Annotated in this window: 10 protein-coding genes; 2 read left to right on the top strand and 8 right to left on the bottom strand. The window is 65.7% G+C overall.

Going from position 1 to position 14,188, the window contains the following annotated elements:
* Window positions 1-30: 30 nt before the first annotated feature.
* Entirely contained in the window at window positions 31-972 is a 942-nt protein-coding gene (locus tag WMC41_RS12515) for a M23 family metallopeptidase (protein WP_288079942.1), read from the top strand.
* On the opposite strand, the gene ligA is transcribed toward WMC41_RS12515, so the two are convergent.
* The 8 genes from ligA to WMC41_RS12555 form a co-directional block, all read right to left on the bottom strand.
* Entirely contained in the window at window positions 959-3,118 is a 2,160-nt protein-coding gene (ligA, locus tag WMC41_RS12520; RefSeq protein WP_432343584.1) for an NAD-dependent DNA ligase LigA, read from the bottom strand. The genes WMC41_RS12515 and ligA overlap by 14 nt on opposite strands.
* A 286-nt stretch (window positions 3,119-3,404) precedes the next feature.
* Window positions 3,405-5,075, bottom strand: coding sequence for a DNA repair protein RecN (gene recN / locus WMC41_RS12525; RefSeq protein WP_432343587.1), 1,671 nt, complete (start codon window positions 5,073-5,075; stop codon window positions 3,405-3,407).
* An 18-nt stretch (window positions 5,076-5,093) separates the two neighbouring features.
* A complete protein-coding gene (locus WMC41_RS12530) occupies window positions 5,094-5,960 on the bottom strand; it encodes an outer membrane protein assembly factor BamD (protein WP_244766774.1) in 867 nt (288 codons plus the stop codon).
* A gap of 140 nt (window positions 5,961-6,100) precedes the next feature.
* Window positions 6,101-7,057, bottom strand: coding sequence for a UDP-3-O-acyl-N-acetylglucosamine deacetylase (gene lpxC / locus WMC41_RS12535; RefSeq protein ID WP_288079939.1), 957 nt, complete (start codon window positions 7,055-7,057; stop codon window positions 6,101-6,103).
* Window positions 7,058-7,417: 360 nt separating this feature from the next.
* Window positions 7,418-9,148: a cell division protein FtsZ gene (gene ftsZ / locus WMC41_RS12540; RefSeq protein ID WP_272805848.1), complete on the bottom strand. Its 1,731-nt coding sequence runs from the start codon at window positions 9,146-9,148 to the stop codon at window positions 7,418-7,420.
* Window positions 9,149-9,246: 98 nt separating this feature from the next.
* Window positions 9,247-10,578, bottom strand: coding sequence for a cell division protein FtsA (gene ftsA, locus WMC41_RS12545; RefSeq protein ID WP_244766777.1), 1,332 nt, complete (start codon window positions 10,576-10,578; stop codon window positions 9,247-9,249).
* Complete coding sequence (locus WMC41_RS12550) at window positions 10,575-11,495, bottom strand: cell division protein FtsQ/DivIB (RefSeq protein WP_432343592.1); 921 nt, start codon at window positions 11,493-11,495, stop codon at window positions 10,575-10,577. The genes ftsA and WMC41_RS12550 overlap by 4 nt, the downstream gene beginning before the upstream one ends.
* Window positions 11,483-12,409 carry a D-alanine--D-alanine ligase gene (locus WMC41_RS12555; protein ID WP_244766779.1) on the bottom strand — a complete coding sequence of 309 codons (927 nt, stop codon included), beginning with the start codon at window positions 12,407-12,409 and terminating at the stop codon, window positions 11,483-11,485. The genes WMC41_RS12550 and WMC41_RS12555 overlap by 13 nt, the downstream gene beginning before the upstream one ends.
* Before the next feature lie 435 nt (window positions 12,410-12,844).
* On the opposite strand from WMC41_RS12555, the gene WMC41_RS12560 reads away from it, so the two are divergent.
* Window positions 12,845-14,149 (top strand): MFS transporter, encoded by a 1,305-nt coding sequence (locus tag WMC41_RS12560; RefSeq protein WP_272805850.1) that lies wholly within the window; start codon window positions 12,845-12,847, stop codon window positions 14,147-14,149.
* Window positions 14,150-14,188: the final 39 nt, after the last annotated feature.

The following is a 14,188-nucleotide window of genomic DNA, read 5'->3' on the forward strand; positions in this document are numbered from 1 at the left end:
ACAAGTATCCGTGTCCGCAGATGAAAGGACATGGCCGATCCCACAAGGTTCTTCCCCATGGAATGGCCCATTCTCATTCTGCTGATCACCCAGATCCTTCTTCCAGCCTTCTTTCTGCTCTGGCTCTGGCTGCCGAGCCCGGCCGACCGGCTCGGCTGGCTCACGCGCGTGGTCTACGGCGCGGCCTATTTCGCCTTCGTCACCGTCATCGGGCGCTGGGATTTCCTGGGCACGGCGCTGACCCTCCTGCTGCCGGCCGCCTTCGTCGCGGCGACCGGCCTTTCCTATCTGCGCGTGCGTCGCCGCCGCTGGAACGCTTCATCCTCGGTGCTGCGCACGCATGGTTTCACCGCGGCCATGGCCGTGTTCTTCCTTGCGCTGACGGCGCGGGCGCTCTCCGGCTACGGCTATCAGGACACGGCGGTCGATCTCGCCTTTCCCTTTGGCGCCGGCACCTACTATGTCGGCCAGGGCGGCGGCACGGCGTCGATCAACCACCACCACGGCAGCCAGAGCCAGCGCTTCGCCCTCGACATCGTCGCACTTAACGGCTTCGGCATGCGCGCGGCAGGGCTGATGCCGGAGAACCTTTCGGACTACGCGATCTACGACCGCGAGGTGAAGAGCCCCTGCAACGGCATTGCCATATCCACCCATGACGGGATCGACGACAACCGCATTTCCGAGACGAACACCGAGGCGCCGGCGGGCAACCACGTCATCCTCGCCTGCGGCACGGCGCGCATCCTGCTCGCCCATTTCCGCAAGGGCTCCATCGTGGTCGCCGACGGCGCGATCGTCACGAAGGGCGAGACGCTCGGGCGCGTCGGCAATTCGGGCAATTCCTCCGAGCCGCACCTGCACATGCATGCCTATCTCGGCGGCACGCGCGACTACAACGAAGGCCAAGGCGTGCCGATGACCTTCGATGGCCGCTTCCTCGTGCGCGGCTCGACCGTCACGGTGCCTTGATCCGCTCGAACCAGCCGTCTTCGTCGATCACCTCGACGTTGAACTCCCGTGCCTTGTCGAGCTTGGAGCCGGCGCCCGGCCCCGCCACCACGAGATCCGTCTTCTTGGAGACCGAGCCCGCCACCTTGGCGCCCAGTCGCTCGGCCATGGCCTTCGCCTCGTCGCGCGTCATCTTTTCCAGCGAGCCGGTGAACACCACCGTTTTGCCGGCGACCGGGCTCGAGCTTGCCACGACCACCTCGGCCGCCTCCGGCGTCACCTCCTGCAACAGCCGGTCGATCACATCAAGGTTGCGCGGCTCCTTGTAGAACTCGACCATCGCCCGGGCGACGACCTCGCCGATGCCGTCGATGCTGTTGAGCTCGTTCCACGCCTCGCCGGAGAGCGAGACGGAGGCCTTCATGCCCTCCTCGAAAGCCGCATAGGTTCCGTAGGCACGCGCCAGGAGCTTGGCATTGGTCTCGCCGACATGGCGGATGCCGAGCGCATAGATGAAGCGGTTGAGCGCGATCGACCGGCGGGCATCGATGGCGTCATAGAGCTTGCGTACGCTGACCTTGCCGAAACCGTCGATGTTCTCCAGCTTGGTAAGCGAATCGGCCTGCCGCTTCTCCAGCGTGAAGATGTCCGGCGCGGTGCGGATCGTCAGCGACGGATCTTCCGCCGCGAAGAAGAAATCGATCTGCTTGGCGCCCAGCCCCTCGATGTCGAAGGCGTTGCGCGAGACGAAATGCTTCAGGTGCTCCACCGCCTGCGCGCGGCAGACGAAACCGCCCGTGCAGCGCGTGACGGAATCGAGCCGGCCCGTCTTCTCGTTGCGCTCGCGCACGGCATGGCTGCCGCAGACCGGGCAGGTCTTCGGGAATTCGTAGCGCTGCGCCTCCGCCGGCCGCTTTTCCATCACCACGTCCAGCACCTGCGGAATCACGTCGCCCGCGCGCTGCACGATGACCGTGTCGCCGATGCGGATGTCATGATCCTCCGCGCGGATGCGCTCGCCGCTGTTGCCGATGCCCTCGATATAGTCGGCATTGTGCAGCGTCGCATTGGTGACGACCACGCCGCCGACCGTGACGGGCGTCAGCCGCGCGACGGGCGTCAGCGCGCCGGTGCGGCCGACCTGGATGTCGATCTTCTCGACGGTGGTGAAGGCCTGCTCGGCCGGGAACTTGTGCGCCGTCGCCCAGCGCGGCGAGCGGGAGCGGAAACCGAGGCGCTCCTGCAGCGCGAGCTCGTCCACCTTGTAGACGACGCCGTCGATGTCGTAGTCGAGATCCGGGCGGGCAAGGCCGATCTCCCGGTAATGCGCGATGATGTCGTCGACGCGGGAAAGCCGCCTGGTCAGCGGGTTGACGGGGAAACCCCAGCTCTTCAGGGTCTCGATCATGCCGTATTGCGTATCCGCCGGCATCGCCGACATCTCGCCCCAAGCATAGGCGAAGAAACGCAGCTTGCGGCTCGCCGTGACGCTCGCGTCGAGCTGGCGCAGCGAACCCGCCGCCGTGTTGCGCGGGTTGACATAGGTCTGCTTGCCCTCCGCCGCCATCTTCTCGTTGAGCGCCAGGAAGTCGCTCTTGGCCATGTAGACCTCGCCGCGCACCTCCACGACATCCGGCGCGCCGGCCGGCAGGCGGTTCGGGATTTCTGCGATGGTGAGCACGTTGGCGGTGACGTTCTCGCCCGTCGTGCCGTCGCCGCGCGTCGCCGCCGTCGTGAGGCGCCCGTTCTCGTAGCGGATCGACATGGAAAGGCCGTCGATCTTCGGCTCGGCGGTAAAGGCGATCGAATCGTCCGGCAGGCGGCCGAGGAAGCGGTAGACGGAGGCGACGAAATCCCGGACGTCCTCGTCGGAGAACGTGTTGTCGAGCGAGAGCATCGGGCGCGAATGGGTGATCGGCGCGAAGGTCGGCAGCGGCGCGGAGCCCACCCGGCGCGACGGACTGTCGTCGCGGACGAGCGCCGGGAACCGCGCTTCGATCGCCTCGTTGCGCCGCTTCAGCGCGTCGTAGTCGGCGTCCGAGATCTCCGGCGCGTCCTGGCCGTGATAAAGTTCGTCATGGCGCGCGATTTCCGCCGCCAGATAGGCAAGCTCGGCTGCAGCCTCTTCTTCGGTGAGATGCTCGACGGGGGTTTTCACATTTGCCATGGCCTGCTCCGGATTACGCCACCGGTTTTAGAGAAAAGCTGACGAAAGGAAAGATGGCGTGGGCGACTGTTCAATCGAGCATCGCAGTGTTGGCCACCCCCCTCTGCCCTGCCGGGCATCTCCCCCACAAGGGGGAAGATTGGATGGAGCGACATTCTGCCCACCTTCAGCGACTCAATTTGAGCAAGGTTCCAGCCGCTTGCCGATCTCCCTCCTTGTGGGGGAGATGCCCGGCAGGGCAGAGGGGGTGGCCGCAGAAACGCTACGCTGGCAAAGCCCGCGCCGCCTACACCCCACCCGACAGCAGCCGCGCCGCGGCCGCCCTCGCCTCGTCCGTCACCGAGGCACCGGCCAGCATGCGGGCGATCTCCTCGGTGCGGGCGCCGTCATCCATCCGGGCGACGCGGGTGGCGACCGTCTCGCTGCCTTCGACAGGTCCCTTGGAGATGAGCAGATGCGTCGCCGCGCGGGCCGCGACCTGCGGGGCGTGGGTGACGGAGAGCACTTGCACGGTCGAAGAGAGCCGCTTCAGCCGCTGGCCGATGGCATCGGCCACCGCGCCGCCGACTCCGGCGTCGATTTCGTCGAAGACGAGGGTCGGCGCGGAGCCGCGATCGGCGAGCGCCACCTTCAGCGCCAGCAGGAAACGCGAGAGCTCGCCGCCGGAGGCGACCTTCATGATCGGGCCGGGGCGCGTGCCGGGATTGGTCTGGACGTGGAATTCGACCGTGTCGATCCCCTCCTCCGCGCCGCCTTCCGGGTCGGTGGTGATCTCGACGGTGAAGCGCGCACGCTCCAGCTTCAGCGCCGGCAGTTCCGCCATCACCGCGGCGGCGAGCGCCTCTGCCGCATGGTGGCGCTTGTCCGAAAGCGCGCGGGCGGCCTGGTCGAAGGCGGCACGCGTCTCGGCAAGACGGCCCTGAAGCCGCACCAGCTTCTCCTCGCCCGCATCGAGATCGGCAAGGTCGGCGATCATCTTGGCGGCGAGCGCCGGAAGGCCGGTGACGGGTACGGAATATTTGCGGGCGGCCGCGCGCAACGCGAAGAGGCGCTCTTCCGTGCGCTCCAGCTCCTTGGGGTCGTATTCGGTCTTGCGCAACGCCACCTCGACGGCCATCTGCGCGTCGGAAAGCTGGTTCAGCGCCTGGTCGAGCAGTTCGACCGTTTCCTCCAGCAGGCCCGGCGCCTCGTGGCTCTTGCGCTCCAGCCGGCGCACGAGCGCGGCGATGAGCGGCACGGGCGAGGCATTGCCGTTCAGGAACTCGCTCGCCTCGTTGATGTCGCCGGCAATGCGCTCGGCCTTCATCATCCGCGCGCGGGTTTCCGCCAGCACATCCTCCTCCCCGTCCTGCGGCGAGAGGATTTCAAGCTCCTCGACGGAGGAGCGCAGGTAATCGGCCTCGCGGGCCGCCGCCTCCACCTTCTCGCGGTGGCGGCGCAGCGTGCGCTCGGCTTCCTTCCACTGATGATAGAGCGTGCCGACATCAGCAGCCGCCTCGCCAAGGCCGCCGAAGGCATCGAGCAGCAGGCGGTGCGCATCGGTGTCGACGAGCGCGCGGTCGTCATGCTGGCCGTGGATCTCGACGAGACGCTGGCCGGCCTGGCGCATCAGCTGCACGGAGACCGGCTGGTCGTTGACGAAGGCCTTGGTGCGTCCGTCGGCGGATTGCTGGCGGCGGAAGATCAGGTCGCCGTCGTCATCGATGCCGTTGTCGCGCAGCAGCGCGCGGGCGGCATGGCCGTGCGGCACGTCGAAGACGGCCGTCACCTGGCCGCGCTCCAGGCCGTGACGCACCAGCGAGCCGTCGCCCCGCCCGCCGAGCGCCAGCGAAAGACTGTCGAGAAGAATGGACTTGCCGGCACCCGTCTCGCCCGTCAGCACGGAAAGGCCCGGCTCGAAAGCGAGGTCGAGCCGTTCGATCAGGACGATATCGCGGATCGAAAGCTGCGCCAGCATGCGGTGTTTGCTCTTCGGTCAGACGCCGAGCAGGTTCTTGCCGGCGCGGGAAATCCAGGATCCGGTATTTTCGCGCGGCTCCAGCCCCTTCGATTGAAGCAGCTTGTAGCTGTCGGCATACCACTGGCTGTCGGGATAGTTATGGCCGAGCACCGCCGCCGCCGTCTGCGCTTCCGTATCCACGCCCATGGCGTAATAGGTCTCGACGAGACGGGCGAGCGCTTCCTCGATCTGGTTGGTCATCGGATATTTCTCGACGACGACGCGGAAGCGGCTGGCGGCCGCGATATATTCCTTGCGCTCGAGATAGTAGCGGCCGACCTGCATTTCCTTGCCGGCGAGCTGGTCGCGGGCAAAGCGCATCTTGGTCTGCGCGTCCTCGACATATTCCGAATCGGGATAGTTCTCGACGACGGCCTGCATGGCTTCCAGCGTCTGCGCCGAGGCGCGCTGGTCCTGCGTCACGCTCGGGATCTGCTTCCAGTAGGCAAGGCCGACGATGTATTGCGCATAGGCCGCGTCTTCCGAACCCGGATAGAGGTTGAGATAGCGTTTGCCGGCGGCGATCGCCTCCTCGTTGCGGCCCTGACGGTAATTCGTGAAGGCCGACATGACGAGCGCCTTGCGCGCTTCCTCGGAGAACGGATGCTGGCGGTCGACGGCCTCGAACTTGCGGCTCGCCTCGCCCACCTTGCCGGCATTGAGGTTGGCAAGGCCCTGGTTGTAGAGCTTGTCGGCCGGTTCGGTCTCGCCGGTCAGCTTGGTGATGTCGATGTCCGGATCCGACTGGCACGCGGAAAGGACGACAGGCGAAGCCGCCGCAAAAAGCGTAAGATAGACAATGCGCGCCGTCTTCTTCACACCAACAGACCCTGCAACAACCATGTGACAATCCCAGTTCAACGGACGCGGTGCGGTAACCCGCCGCGCGCGCCCCGCGTTGTATCTCCAAATGCGTGAAGACCGCAACGCCATGCCGGCGCATTAACGCATTTTTATGGCAAGGCTGTCTGGAAGCGCACGCCTTACAGGGACCAGGGCGCAAACTCGGGGGCGTTGACGGCGATCAGCTCGCGCTGGCCGGCGCGCGAGCGCGGCGCGGAGGCTTCGACGACCTCGTAGGCCGTGCGGTCGCTGAGCAGCGCCTTCAGCGCATGGGCGTTCATCCTGTGGCCGCCGCGATAGGAGCGGTAGCAGCCGATGAACTGCGCGCCGGCAAGCGCAAGGTCGCCCACGGCATCGAGCGTCTTGTGACGCACGAACTCGTCCTTCGCGTAGCGCAGGCCCTCGACATTGATCACGGTGTTGTCGTCGGAGATGACGACGGAATTTTCCAGCGACGAGCCGAGCGCATGGCCGGAGGCCCAGAGCTTTTCCACATCGCGCATGAAACCGAAGGTGCGGGCGCGCGACAATTCGCTGCGGAAGGCCATCGGCGTCAGGTCGCCCTTCCAGGCCTGGCGGCCGATCAGCGGGCAATCGAAATCGATCTCGACCTCGAATCGCGTGCCGTCATAGGGCGAGAACTCGGCCCAGGAAGCGCCGGCCTCGACGCGCACCGGCTTGACGATGCGGATATAGCGGCGCTTGACGGCGAGCGGGATGAGGCCGACCTGGTCGATCGCATCGATGAAGGGGGCAGAGCTGCCGTCCATGATCGGCATTTCGGCGCCGTGGACCTCGATGAGGACATTATCGAGACCGAGCGCATAGAGCGCGGCCATGACGTGCTCGACAGTGGCGATCGACGTCGCGGGCGTGAAGCCGAGCACGGTGCACAGGTCCGTGTTGCCGACCTGCGCGGAGACCGCGCGGTACTCGCTGACGGTGCCGTCGTCGTGCAGGCGCTGGAACAGGATGCCGCTGTCGGCTTCGGCCGGGTTGAAGGTGATCGATACGGCCGCGCCGGAATGGACGCCCGTGCCGGCAATCGTCACCGGGCTCGCAATCGTCGTCTGGAAACCGAGCATACCGATCGTCATGTGCATTCGCCTCGTCTTACTGTCGGCTCATTCTTCGCCGACATTCTTATTTCACGGGCTCGCGGGAGCCCCGGTATTTCATTGGCCCAAGGAAACCCTTGGCCGGGCGCGTTGCGCCCACCGACAAGTCCGCCTCAACGTCTGGAGTGATTTGATGCGCTCCGGCGTGATGCCGGCATCCGATCCCTGACTGGCCCCTGTGCCTAGTGTGAATGTAGTAGGTCCCTCAGGGTTACACAAATCACTGTTTCTTTCGTTTTGTTACGCTCCACATCAACGGCAAACTCTTGAATTTAGACAAGAATCAAAAATGCCCGGACCACGGTCCGGGCATTCTGTCAACGGGCTCCGGGGAAGGCCTCAGTTCGACTGGCGGCGCAGGAACGCCGGAATTTCGAGCTGGTCATCCTCACCGAGCGAACGCGGCTGCGGATTGGCGCGGCCATGATCGTCGAGCTGGCCGCGGCGCGGGGCGTAGAGGCTGGCTTCGGCCGACAGCGGACGGCGCTGCTGCTGGGCCTGCGGTGCCGGCTCCTGGGCGGCCTGCGGCTCCTCGTGACGGCCGAGCGAGGACGTCAGGCGCTTGAGGAGGCCCATCGGGCCGCGCTCTTCGCTGTGCGAGGCGACCGGCTGCTGGGCGGCGCGGTGGTCGATCTCGGCCTGCACGACGGGCGGGAAATCCTCGATCTTCGGCATGCGCATCGTCTGCGGCTCCTGACGGATGATCGGAGCGGACGGCTCGACGCGCTGCTGCATGACCGGGGCCTGCTGCATCGGCTGCTGCTGGACCGGGCGCTGCACCGGCGTCTCGGCCGGGGCGGCGAACAGGCGGTTCTGCAGGCGCGGCTCTTCCTGGACGGAAGCCACCGGCTGCTGCACCGGAGCCGGACGGTTCACCGGAATGGCGAGTTCCCGCTCAAGGTTCTCCTCCGAGGCGCGGATGGCCTCGGCGATCGGATCGACGACCGGCTGCTGGGCGACCGGCTGCTGCATGACGGGCTGCGGGACCGGCTGGGGCTGCGGCGCTGCGGCCTGGACCTGCGGCTGGGCCGGAACGGCGGCGGGGCGGACTACCGGCTTGCTGTGGCTGCGAAAGTCAGCATGACGTGCAGCCACCTCCGAGGCCGCGCGGTCGATGCCGGTTGCAACAACGGAGACGCGGATCAGGCCTTCGAGCTCTTCGTCGAAGGTTGCGCCGAGAATGATGTTTGCGTCCGGATCGACTTCCTCGCGGATGCGGGTCGCCGCTTCGTCGACTTCGAAGAGGGTGAGGTCACGGCCGCCGGTGATCGAGATCAGGAGGCCCTGCGCGCCCTTCATCGAGGTTTCGTCGAGCAGCGGGTTGGCGATCGCCGCTTCCGCGGCGGCCATGGCGCGGCCCTCGCCCGAAGCTTCGCCCGTGCCCATCATGGCGCGGCCCATCTCGCGCATCACCGAGCGGACGTCGGCGAAGTCGAGGTTGATGAGGCCTTCCTTGACCATGAGGTCGGTGATGCAGGCGACGCCCGAATAGAGCACCTGGTCGGCCATCGCGAAGGCGTCGGCAAAGGTGGTCTTGTCGTTGGCGATGCGGAAGAGGTTCTGGTTCGGGATGACGATCAGCGTGTCGACCGACTTCTGCAGTTCCTGGATGCCCTCTTCGGCAAGACGCATGCGGCGGCCGCCCTCGAAGTGGAACGGCTTGGTGACGACGCCGACGGTCAGGATGCCCTTGTTGCGGGCCGCCTGCGCGACGACCGGCGCTGCGCCCGTGCCCGTGCCGCCGCCCATGCCGGCGGTGACGAAGCACATGTGGGTGCCGTTCAGGTGATCGATGATCTCGTCGATGCACTCTTCCGCGGCGGCGCGGCCGACCTCCGGCTGCGAGCCGGCGCCGAGGCCTTCCGTGACGGCGACGCCCATCTGGATGATCCGCGAAGCCTTGGTCATGGTCAGCGCCTGGGCATCGGTGTTGGCGACGACGAAATCGACGCCTTCCAGGCCCGCGGTGATCATGTTGTTGACAGCATTGCCACCGCCCCCGCCGACACCGAAGACGGTGATGCGGGGCTTCAGCTCGGTGATGTCCGGCTTCTGGAGCTTGATAGTCATTGCAGTGTTCCTTTCGTTTCCGGCTGCTTCGCCCAGCCGGTCTATTCCCAAAACTCTAGTGTCGGTCTTTCCCGGCCGTAACGCCGCCGGGAAACCCGTCAGAAACTCTCCTTCAGCCACTGGCCCATGCGGGCGATGCGGCCGTTGCCACCCGTCAGCTGCGAGAGCATGCCGCCCTGCACAGCGTGTTCTTCCAGTTCCGCGACCTGCGGATAGATCATCAGCCCCACCGCCGTCGAAAAGGCCGGCCCCTTGGCCGCCGTCGGCAGGCCGGAGACGCCGAGCGGGCGGCCGATGCGGACATTACGGGCAAGGATGCGGCGGGCCGCTTCCGGCAGGCCGGTGAGCTGGCTGGCGCCGCCCGTCAGCACGATCCGCTTGCCGACGATCGGCGAGAAGCCGGAGCGCTGGATGCGGTCGCGGATGAGTTCGAGCGTCTCTTCGATGCGCGCCCTGACGATGCGGGACAGCAGCGCGCGCGGCACGTGGGTCGGCTGGTCGCGGTCGTCCTCGCCGATCGGCGGGACGGTGACGATGTCGCGCTCGTCGCTGGCGTTCGGCAGGGCCGAACCGTGCACGACCTTCAGGCGTTCGGCATCCTCGATGCGGGTCGACAGGCCACGCGCGAGGTCCGTCGTGACGTGGTGGCCGCCGAGCGAGACGGCATCGGAATGCACCAGCTTGCCTTCGGCGAACACGGAGATCGTCGTCGTGCCACCGCCCATGTCGATCGAGGCGCAGCCGAGCTCGACCTCGTCGTCGACGAGGGCCGAAAGGCCGCTCGCATAGGGCGTCGCCACCATGCCCTCGACGGAGAGGTGCGCACGGTTGATGCAGAGTTCGAGGTTCTTCAGCGCGGCCCGTTCGGCCGTCAGCACATGCATGTCGACGCCGAGCACGTCGCCGAACATGGAGAGCGGATCGCGGATGCCGCGCTCGCCGTCGAGCGAGAAGCCCGTCGGCAGCGAATGGAGGATGGCGCGGTCCTGGCGCAGCGACTGCTGGCCGGCGACGGCGAGCACCTTGCGCAGGTCGTTGGCATCGACCTCCTGGCCGCCGAGATCGATCGTCGCGGTGTAGACGTCGCTCTGCAGGCGGCCGGCCGAGACGTTGACGATCAGGCTTTCGATGGTGAGGCCGGCCATGCGCTCGGCGGCATCGACGGCAAGGCGCACGACGCTTTCGGCGGCATCCAGATCGGTGATGACACCGTTCTTCACGCCGCGCGATTTCTGGTGGCCGATGCCGATGACCTCGACATTGTGCGTGCGGCCGGGAAGGATCTCGCTTTCGGCGCGCGGCGTCAGCCGGCCGATCATGCAGACGACCTTGGTGGAGCCGATGTCGAGGACCGAAACGACATGCGCCCGCTTGGAGGAAAGCGGCTTCAAGCGCGGCAGGCCAAAATGGGACGAACCGAAAATGCTCATGTGCGCTTCGCTGCCTTCTTCAGGTCCTTCGTTCTCTGCTCGACCGCCGCATTGCGGCGTTCGAGCGCCCCTTCCGTCAAACGGACCGTCGTGCGGTCTTCAAGCCGAAGATCGACGGCCGCGATGTCCCGTTCCAGAATCCCCTGCTCCGCCACCAGCGTCGCCAGCGTGTCCATGGCGCGCGGCACGTTGTGCTCCGGCAGCTTGACGACGATGCCGTTGTCGAGCCTCAAGTCCCAGCGACGGCCGGCGACCCGGATATAGGCCTTCACCCGCGCCTTGATTTCCGGCCAGTTGTCGAACTCGTCGGCAAAACCAGCGGCAGCCGTCTCCGCGTCGCGGCCGACGAACAGCGGCAGCGTCGAGAACTTGTTGTCGCGCAGCGGCGCGATGACGCTGCCGTTCTTCTCGATCAGCGACAGGTCGGAGCCGTGCTGCCAGATGGCGAAGGCTTCCCGCTCCTTCAGCGCGATCTCGATCGTGCCCGGATAGACTTTCCGCACCGATGCGTCCTCGACCCAGGGCAGTTCGGTGAGCTGCTTGCGGGCTTCCTTGACGTCGAGGGCGACCAGCGAGGTCGTGCCGTCGAGGCCGAGGCGCTCCAGAATGTCGATTTCCGAGGTCTCGCGGTTGCCGGAGACCTTGACGTCCTCGATGGCAAAGCCGATCGCCGTCGTCGAGGCCTGGGCGACATCCTGCGAATGGCCGCCGAGCGACATGCCGTAAAGGCCCGTCGCGCCGATGAACACCACGGTGGCGACGCTGCCGGTGTGGCGCGGAATATGGATGCGGCCGGCCGCGAGGCTGACCAGGAACCGGACGATCCGGCGCAGCGGACGCGGCAGCACGCGACCGGCTTCCGTTTCCGGAATCCCGACGGGGCGCACCCTGCTCTTCTTGACGCTCAACGCAAACACGACGCGTCCTCCACCATCCACCGCAAGAATTCACCAAAGGAATGGCCGGCATGAACGGCCATTTCGGGCACCAGGGAGGTCGGGGTCATGCCGGGCTGGGTGTTGATCTCCAGCCAGATAAGCTCGCCATTCTCGGAGAATCGGTCGTCGTAACGGAAGTCGGAACGGCTGACGCCACGGCACCCGATCGCTTGATGCGCCTTGAGGGAGAGTGTTTGAACTTTTTGGTAAATATTCGGTGAAATTTGCGCCGGGATGACGTGTTTCGAGCCGCCTTTCACATATTTGGAATCATAGTCGTAGAAAGCGTGGCCCTGCGGCACCACTTCCGTCACGCCGAGCGCGACGTCGCCCATGACGCCGCAGGTCAGCTCCCGGCCGTAGATGTAGCGCTCGACCATGACGCTGTCGCCATAGCGCCATTCGGACGAGGTGATGATCTGCGGGGGATGCGACTGGTCTTCCTTGACCATGACGACGCCGAAGGACGAGCCTTCGCGCACCGGCTTGACCACGTATGGCGGCTTCATCGGATGCGCCGAGGTGAAATCGAAGCGGTCCATCAGCCGCTGCTCGGCGATCGGAATGCCGGCGGCCTTGGCTATGATCTTCGCCTGCGCCTTGTCCATGGCGAGCGCCGAGGCGAGCACGCCGGAATGGGTATAGGGGATCTGGAGATATTCGAGGATGCCCTGGATGGTGCCGTCCTCGCCGAAGGGCCCGTGCAGCGCATTGAAGGCGACGTCCGGCTTCAGTTCGGCAAGCACGCTCGCGACGTCGTGGCCGACATCGACGCGGGTGACCTTGTAGCCCTCGGCCTCAAGCGCGTCGGCGCAGGCGTTGCCCGACGAAAGGCTCACCGGCCGTTCCGACGAAAAACCACCCATCAGCATCGCGACATGCTTCACGCTCATAGAACCCCCAACTGAATTCCGTACTCTGGTGCTCGTCCCTTGCGCGGACCTGATTTGCTTGCGATCCGACTCGGGCAGCGAGGTAGGATCACTAGAACGTCATTAAGGTTAATGAAGCGTTTACTTTCGTTAACCGGAGCCGCCCGGAGGCGAATTTTCCTGTCCCGAATCAAGTCTCGCTTCGATTCTCTCTCTGGAATCAGAGAGTTGTGGCCGACGCAAGAAAAAGAAGAATTTAGAATTCTCTAAAGCGGAGCCGGAGGACGGGCCCATGGCCGCAAACCCCTGGTAAACGCAGGCACCGCCTCCAGCGCACGAAAAGTACGATTTTTCGCCGGCCTGCGTACTTTTGTTGTTTCGCTGACCGCCCGGTTGGCGTAATAAACCGCCGCTGCCTCCCAAGACAGCTTCAAAAACCAAGAAAAGGCACCCTTGATGAGTGACACGCTCGCTTCCGGGTCGCCGACCGCAACGCATTCCAACCGCGCTGGGCTCAACTCCCCGGCGCGCGTTCTTTTTGCAAGCCTGGTCGGAACGACCATCGAATTCTTCGATTTCTACGTCTATGCCACGGCCGCCGTGCTGGTCTTCCCGACGCTGTTCTTCCCGAACAGCGATCCGACGACGGCCCTCCTCGCCTCTTTCGCGACCTTCTCGATCGCCTTCTTCGCCCGCCCGCTCGGCGCGATCGTCTTCGGCCACTATGGCGACCGCATCGGGCGCAAGACGACGCTGGTGGCGGCGCTTCTGACCATGGGCGTCTCGACCGTGATCATCGGCTTGCTGCCCTCCTACGAGACGATCGGCGTTCTCGCGCCGCTGCTCCTGGCGCTTTGCCGCTTCGGCCAGGGTTTCGGCCTTGGCGGCGAATGGGGCGGCGCGGTGCTGCTGGCGACGGAAAATGCCCCGCCCGGCAAGCGCAGCTGGTACGGCATGTTCCCGCAGCTCGGCGCACCCGTCGGGCTCTTCCTCTCCTCCGGCGTCTTCTGGCTGCTGCTGCATGTCATGTCGCAGGAATCGCTGCTCGCCTGGGGCTGGCGCATCCCCTTCGTCGCCTCGATCGTGCTGATCGCCGTCGGCCTCTGGGTTCGCCTGTCGATCACCGAGACGCCGGCCTTCCAGAAGGCCATCGAAAAGCAGGAGCGTGTCGAGGTCCCGGTCGTGGAGCTCTTCCGCAACCACAAGCGCAGCCTCGTGCTCGGCACCTTCGTGGCGCTCGCCACCTTCGTGCTGTTCTATATCGGCTCGGCCTACCTGCTCTCCTACAATGTCAAGGTCCTGAAGCTGCCCTTCGTCGAGGCGCTGGAAGTCCAGCTGCTCGGCTCGGTGCTGTTCGGCCTCTTCATTCCCTTCGCCGGCAAGCTCGCCGAAAGGTTCGGCCGCCGGGAGGTGCTGATCCTCACGACCGTGCTGATCGGCGCCTTCTCGTTCCTCCTGCCGGAGCTGATGACGAGCGGCGAGAGCGGCATCTTCGTCTTCGTCATTCTCGCCATGGCGCTGATGGGCATGACCTACGGTCTCATCGGCACGGCGCTCGCCGCCCCCTTCCCCACCAAGGTGCGCTATACGGGCTCGTCGATCACCTTCAACTTCGCCGGCATCTTCGGCGCCTCGCTCGCGCCCTATATCGCGACGTGGCTGCAGGCGAACTACGGCATGACCTATGTCGGCTACTATCTCGGCATATCGGCCGTGATCACGCTGGCCTGCATCCTGCTTTCGGGCAAGGAAGAGGTCTGAGCCCTTCGGGACCTTCGAGAGAAAACCCGCCGCGGCGAC

This window comes from Shinella yambaruensis (genome assembly GCF_050859155.1).
Lineage (GTDB): Bacteria > Pseudomonadota > Alphaproteobacteria > Rhizobiales > Rhizobiaceae > Shinella > Shinella yambaruensis.

Excerpts from the sequence above, each read along its gene's own strand:
- WMC41_RS12515 (WP_288079942.1), top strand. The coding sequence starts at position 31 with ATGGCCGATCCCACAAGGTTCTTCCCCATGGAATGGCCCATTCTCATT.
- ligA (WP_432343584.1), bottom strand. The coding sequence starts at position 3,118 with ATGGCAAATGTGAAAACCCCCGTCGAGCATCTCACCGAAGAAGAGGCT.
- recN (WP_432343587.1), bottom strand. The coding sequence starts at position 5,075 with ATGCTGGCGCAGCTTTCGATCCGCGATATCGTCCTGATCGAACGGCTC.
- WMC41_RS12530 (WP_244766774.1), bottom strand. The coding sequence starts at position 5,960 with ATGGTTGTTGCAGGGTCTGTTGGTGTGAAGAAGACGGCGCGCATTGTC.
- lpxC (WP_288079939.1), bottom strand. The coding sequence starts at position 7,057 with ATGACGATCGGTATGCTCGGTTTCCAGACGACGATTGCGAGCCCGGTG.
- ftsZ (WP_272805848.1), bottom strand. The coding sequence starts at position 9,148 with ATGACTATCAAGCTCCAGAAGCCGGACATCACCGAGCTGAAGCCCCGC.
- ftsA (WP_244766777.1), bottom strand. The coding sequence starts at position 10,578 with ATGAGCATTTTCGGTTCGTCCCATTTTGGCCTGCCGCGCTTGAAGCCG.
- WMC41_RS12555 (WP_244766779.1), bottom strand. The coding sequence starts at position 12,409 with ATGAGCGTGAAGCATGTCGCGATGCTGATGGGTGGTTTTTCGTCGGAA.
- WMC41_RS12560 (WP_272805850.1), top strand. The coding sequence starts at position 12,845 with ATGAGTGACACGCTCGCTTCCGGGTCGCCGACCGCAACGCATTCCAAC.